This window comes from Streptomyces torulosus (assembly GCF_001419765.1).
Lineage (GTDB): Bacteria > Actinomycetota > Actinomycetes > Streptomycetales > Streptomycetaceae > Streptomyces > Streptomyces torulosus.
In genome coordinates this window covers 1-6515 of record NZ_LIRK01000408.1, presented here as the reverse complement: position 1 = coordinate 6515, position 6515 = coordinate 1, and the positions used below count along the sequence as shown (strand labels likewise).

Below are 6515 nucleotides of genomic sequence, written 5' to 3'. Positions count from 1 at the left end.
CGGCCGGGTCGGTGACGGTCTCGGTGTCCGTGGCGCGGACGGCGCCGGAGGTGCACAGCACCAGCCGGGTCGCGGCGAGGGCGCTGTCGGTGGTCCACCGCTGGAGCAGGGCGAGGGCCCGGTGGACGGCGTCGCGGGCGGCGGCGGCCGTCGGCTCGGCGGGCGGCAGCGGCACGACCACCACGTCGGGCAGGGGGTCCGCGCCGGTCAGGGCGTCGAGGTCCGTGTGGTGTCCGACGCCCTCGGTGGTCGCCGCCCAGGGCGCGGCGAGGGCGTACGCGGCGGCGTCGCCGAGGACCGCGATCCGGGCCGGGAGTGTCTCCTCGGAGCCGCCGGAGGGCGGGTCGAGGGGGGTCCACTCCATGTGGAGGAGCCATTCGGGGCGGATGCGCGTGGTCTCGAACCCGGCGGTGGACGCGGCCCGCATGTGCAGGGCGGCGACGGAGGCGACGGGGCGCCCGGAGGGGTCGGTGAGGTCCACCGCCACCCGGTCCTCGGCCTCGTCGCGGACGTGCACGCGCAGCGAGGTCGCCGTCTGGGCGTGGCCGGTGACGCCCCGCCAGGCGAAGGGCAGCAGGGGCCCGCCGGTCGCGGGCGCCGAGGGGCGGAAGGCCAGGGAGTGCATGGCGGCGTCGAGGAGGGCGGGGTGGACGGTGAAGCCGTCGGCGTTCCCGTCGTCGTCGGCGCCCCGCTCGGCGGTGTCGGGCAGGGCGACATGGGCGTGCAGTGCGCCGTCCGCCTGCCAGAGTTCGGTCAGGCCCTGGAAGAGGGGGCCGTAGTCGAGGCCGGCCGCGGCGGTCGTGGCGTAGAAGTCGTCCAGTGGGACGGGGCGTGCGCCGGGCGGCGGCCAGGCGGTGGTCCCGGCCGCCGGCGTTCCGGCCGGGGCGGGGGCGAGCACACCGGAGGCATGGCGGGTCCAACGGTCGTCGGAGGCCGTCTCCGGCCGGGCGTGGAGGGTGAAGGGGCGCCGCCCGTCGTCGTCGGCGCTGTCGACGGTGAGGTGGAGGGCGACTCCGCCCCGGTCGGGCAGCGACAGGGGGGCGTGGATGACGAGTTCGTCGAGCGTGTCGCACCCGACGTGGCCGCCGGCGTGCAGGGCGAGGTCCACGAGGGCGGTGCCGGGCAGCACCGGGACACCGCCGAGCGCGTGCTCGACGAGCCAGGGCTGTTCGACGCGGTCGAGCCGGCCGGTGAGGAGCAGCCCGCCGCTGCCGGGCAGTTCGGTGACGGCGCCGAGCAGCGGGTGCCCGGCCGTGGTCAGGCCGACGGCGGAGGCGTCCCGGCCGCCCGCGCCGGAGCCGAGCACGCGCAGCCAGTAGCGGTGGTGCTGGAAGGCGTAGGTGGGCAGCGGGACGGTGCGGGCGCCGCTGCCCGCGTAGTACGCCCGCCAGTCGACGGGGGTGCCGTGGACGGCCAGGCGGGTGAGGGCGGTGGTCAGGGCGTCGGCCTCCCCGCGGCCCGCGTCGCGGAGGGTGGCGAGGCAGGTCACGGTGTCCTCGGTGTGTTCGACGGCGGTCGCCGCCGCCATGGCGGTCAGGGCGCCGCCGGGACCCGCTTCCAGGAAGGTGCGCACGCCCCTGTCGAGGAGGGTGCGCACGCCGTCGGCGAAGCGGACGGTGTTGCGGACCTGGCGCACCCAGTAGCCGGGGGCGCGCAGATCGCCGGCGACGGCGGGGGCCCCGGTGAGGTTGGAGATGACGGGCAGGGTCGGCTCGTGGAACTCGACCCCGGCCAGGGTGGCGGCGAAGTCGGCGAGCATGGGCTCCATGAGCGGGGAGTGGAAGGCGTGGCTGACGGTGAGCATCCGGGTGCGGTGGCCGCGTCCGACGAACTCGGCCGCCACGTCGAGGACGGCGTTCTCGGGCCCGGAGACGACGACGGAGGCGGGACCGTTGACGGCGGCGATGCCGATCCGGCGGTCGCGGTGGGCGGCGAGCACGGCGACGACCGTGGTCTCGTCGGCCTCGACCGCGAGCATCGAACCGCCGGCGGGCAGCGCCTGCATGAGCCGGCTGCGGGCGGCGACCACGCGGCACGCGTCGGCCAGTGACCAGACTCCCGCGACGTGGGCGGCGACGAGTTCACCGACGGAGTGGCCGATGAGCACGTCAGGGCGGAGGCCCCAGCTCTCCAGGAGGCGGTAGAGCGCGGTCTCCACGGCGAACAGGGCCGGTTGGGTGTACACGGTCCGGTCCAGGTCGGCCCGCCGTTCGGGGTCGTCCGCGAAGACGACGTCCCGCAGCGGACGGTCGAGCAGCGGGTCGAAGGCGGCGCAGATCTCGTCGAACGCGGCGGCGAAGACGGGGTGACGCTCGTACAGGTCGCGGCCCATGCCCGGGCGTTGGGATCCCTGGCCGGGGAAGACCACCGCGAGCGGGGTCTCCCGTGCGGTGCCCCGGACGACGTCGGAGGCCGTGTCCTCGCCGTCGGCGAGGGCCCGGAGCCCGGCGAGGAGGGCGGCCGGGGTGTCGGCGATCACGGCCGCGCGGTGGGTGAGGGCGCCGCGGGTGGTGGCGAGGGAGCAGGCGACGTCGAGGGGCGTGACCTCGTTCTGCGAACCCAGGTGGGCGAGGAGCCGTGCGGCCTGGGCGCGCAGGGCTGCCTCGGTGTGACCGGACACCAGCCAGGGCACCACGCCCGCGGGTCGGGACTCGGACGGCGCCGGCTCGCCCGCGACCGACGGCTCGGGGGCGTTCGCCGGCTCAGGGGCGAGCGCCGGGTCCGCTTCCTCGGCGGTGGGGCGAGGGCCGGCCGGGGTGTCGCCGGGGTCTTCCGCCGGCGCGTGCTCCGGGGCCTGTTCCAGGATGAGGTGGGCGTTGGTGCCGCTGATACCGAAGGACGAGACGGCGGCGCGGCGGGGGCGGCCGGTCTCGGGCCAGGGCCGGTTGTCGGTGAGGAGGCGTACGGTGCCGGGGGACCAGTCGACCTGCCGGGTCGGCTCGTCCACGTGGAGGGTGCGCGGCAGGGTCCCGGCCCGCAAAGCCATGATCGTCTTGATGACGCCAGCGACGCCCGCCGCGTACTGGGTGTGCCCGATGTTCGACTTGACGGAGCCGAGCCACAGCGGCCGTTCGGCGTCCCGGTCCCGGCCGTAGGTCGCGAGCAGGGCCTGGGCCTCGATGGGGTCGCCGAGGCGGGTGCCGGTGCCGTGGGCCTCGACGGCGTCCACGTCGGACGGAGTGAGTCCCGCACCGTCCAACGCGGCGCGGATGACGCGCTGCTGGGAGGGGCCGTTGGGGGCGGTCAGGCCGTTGGAGGCGCCGTCCTGGTTCACCGCCGAGCCGCGGACCAGGCCGAGGACGCGGTGCCCGTTACGGCGCGCGTCCGACAGGCGTTCCAGGACGACGATGCCGACGCCCTCGCCCCAGCCGGTGCCGTCGGCGGCGTCGGCGAACGCCTTGCAGCGGCCGTCGGCGGCGAGGCCGCCCTGGTTGGCGAACTCGGCGAACGCCCCCGGCGTGGCCATGACGGTGACGCCCCCGGCGAGGGCGAGGTCGCACTCCCCCGCGCGCAGCGCCTGCCCGGCGAGGTGGAGGGCGACGAGGGAGGAGGAGCAGGCGGTGTCGACGGTGACGGCGGGGCCCTCCAGGCCGAGCACATAGGAGACCCGGCCCGACATGACGCTGCCGGACGAGCTGGTCAGCGCGTAACCGCCGGCGAGGGAGGCGGAGTTCATCAGCAGGGCGCCGTACTCCTGCGGTGTGCCGCCGACGAACACGCCGGTGCGGCTGCCGCGCAGCGACAGCGGGTCGATGCCGGGCGCGTTCGATCGCCTCCCAGGAGGTCTCCAGGAGCAGCCGCTGCTGCGGGTCCATGGAGAGGGCCTCGCGCGGGGAGATGCCGAAGAACTCGGCGTCGAAGTCACCGGCGTCGTGGAGGAAGGCGCCCTGTCCGGCGAGGGCGGTGTCGCGTCCCGGGTCGTACAGCGACAGCGCCTCCCAGCCCCGGTCGGTCGGGAAGTCCCCCATCTCGTCGCGGCCTTCGGTGACGAGCGTCCACAGGTCCTCGGGGCCGCGGACGCCGCCGGGGTAGCGGCAGGCCATTCCGACGACGGCGAGCGGGTCGTCGTCCGTGGTCCGGCGTACAGCCGGTGCCGCGCCCGCAGCCTCGGTGCCGCCGAGGAGTTCGTCGCGCAGCCGTCCGGCGAGGGCGGTGGGGGTGGGGTGGTCGAAGACGAGAGTGGCGGGCAGCCGCAGTCCGGTGGCGGCGTTGAGCCGGTTGCGGAGTTCGGTGGCGGTCAGGGAGTCGAAGCCGAGGTCCTTGAACGGCCGGTGGGCGGCGACCTCCGCCGCGTCCGCGTGCCCGATGACGGCGGCGGCGCGGGAACGCACCAACTCCAGCAGGGTGGCGCGCTGTTCGGGTTCGCTGAGCGCGGCGAGGGTGTCGCGCAGCTGTCCGGCGGCCGTGCCGTCCCCTTCGGCGCGGTCGGCGCCGGGCCGGTCGCCGCTCAGGGCGCGGGCGGCCTCGGGGATCTCCTCGATGAGGGGGCGGCGCCGGGCGAGGGCGTAGACAGGGGCGAAGCGTTCCCAGTCCATGTCGCTGACGGTCAGCGTGGTCTCCGACTGCTCGACGGCCTCCCACAGGACGTCGATGGCGGTCTCCGGCCGCATGGGCCGTACGCCCATCCGTTCCAACTGGTCGGCGAGGGCCGGGAATCCCGACAGCATGCCCCCGTCGGCCCAGCCGCCCCAGGCGACGGAGGTGGCCGTCAGGCCGCGCGCCCGACGCTCGTGGGCGAGCCCGTCCAGATAGGCGTTGGCCGCCGCGTACGTACCGTTGCCCGCGCTTCCCCACACCGCGGCCCCCGACGAGAACAGCACGAACGCGTCCAGGTCCAGGCCCGCGGTCAACTCGTCGAGGTGACGGGCACCTTCCGCCTTCGCCGCCGTACCGTCCGCGAAGTCCCGGTCCTCGACGTCGAGCACCGGGCCGTAGGAGGTGGAGCTGGCGGTGTGGAGGACCGCGGTGAGGGGGGTCTCCTCGGGGATGCCCGCCAGTACGGCCGCCAGGGCGTCGCGGTCGGCCACGTCGCACGCCGCGAACGTCACCTGCGCGCCCAGCGCCCGCAGTTCCTCGGCGAGCGCCCCGGTGCCCGGCGCCTCGGGGCCCCGCCGGCTGAGCAGCAGGAGGTGTTCGGCGCCCTCGGCCGCCAGCCGACGGGCCAGATGGGCGGCGATGCCACCGGTGCCGCCCGTGATCAGCACCGTGCCGCGCGGTTTCCACGGCCGGACGGGGCCCCGGTCGGTGAGCGGGGCGCGGACCAGCCGCCGCGCGTAGACCGCGGACCCACGGATCGCGAGCTGGTCCTCGGGCCCCGCCGAGCCCGCGAGGAGGGCGGCCAGTACCTCCGCCGTGCTCTCGCTCCACACTCGGGGCAGGTCGACGAGGCCGCCCCACCAGTCCGGGTGCTCGAGCCCCAGCACCTGTCCGAGCCCCCACAGTTGCGCCGCCGTCCCGCGCACCGCGTCGCTCGTCGCGACGGCCGCCCCGCCGCGCGTCAGCCACCACAGCGGTGCCCGCACCCCGGCGGCGTCCAGCTCCCGTGCCAGGGCGAGGGCGTCGGCAGCCGAGTCGAGAAGCGACACGACCCCTTGGTAGGCGCCGTCGAGCCCGGCGACGGGCACATCGGACACCTCCAGCTCGGCTCCGGCCGTCCGCAGCGCCTCGGCGACCTCGCCTCCGTCACCGCCGGGGGCGACCAGCAGCCAGCGGCCCGCCAGGAGGGCGGCGGCGGTCGGGATGACCCGCCGCCAGGCCACCCGGTAGCGCCAGCCGTCCACGACCCGCCCGGTGGAGGCACCGGTCGCGACGGGCGTGTCGGTCCAGTAGCGCCGGTGCTGGAAGGCGTAGGTGGGCAGGTCGACGGTTCGGGCCCCGGTCCCGGCGAAGCAGTCCCGCCAGTCGACGGGCGCCCCGTGCACGTACGCCTCCGCCAGTGACAGCAGCAGCCGTTCCCTACCGCCGTCGTCGCGGCGCAGGGTCCCGGTGACGGCCACCTCGCGTCCGGCCGCCTCCGCCGTCTCCTGCACGGCACCCGTCAGTACGGCGTGCGGGCTCATCTCGACGAACAGCCCGTGTCCCTGCTCCAGCAGCGCCCGCGTCGTCTCCTCGAACCGCACCGGCTGCCGCAGATTGCGGAACCAGTACGCACCGTCCAGCCCGGCCGTGTCGAAGCGGCCACCTGTCACGCACGAGTGGAACGCCACCTTCGAGGACACCGGCGCCACGGGCGCCAGCACCTCCGCCAACTCGTCCCGGATGTCCTCCACATGAGCCGAGTGCGAGGCGTAGTCGACGGCGATGCGCCGGGCGCGGGCGCCGCGCGCCTCCGCCTCCGCGATCACCTCGTCCAACCCCTCGGGCGTACCCGCCACAACGACGGAGGACGGGCCGTTGACCGCGGCCACCTCCACCCGGCCGTCCGCCAGCGGCGTCAAAGCGCGCACCTCGTCGACGGGCAACTGCACCGACGCCATACCACCCTTGCCCGACAACGCCAGGATCGCCTTGGAGCG

General features: G+C 75.9%; 1 pseudogene. It reads right to left on the bottom strand.

Features of this window, described 5'->3' with window-relative positions:
• Positions 1 to 346: 346 nt before the first annotated feature.
• Positions 347 to 6515 (bottom strand): annotated as a pseudogene (locus AOK23_RS51505) (SDR family NAD(P)-dependent oxidoreductase); the annotation flags it as partial.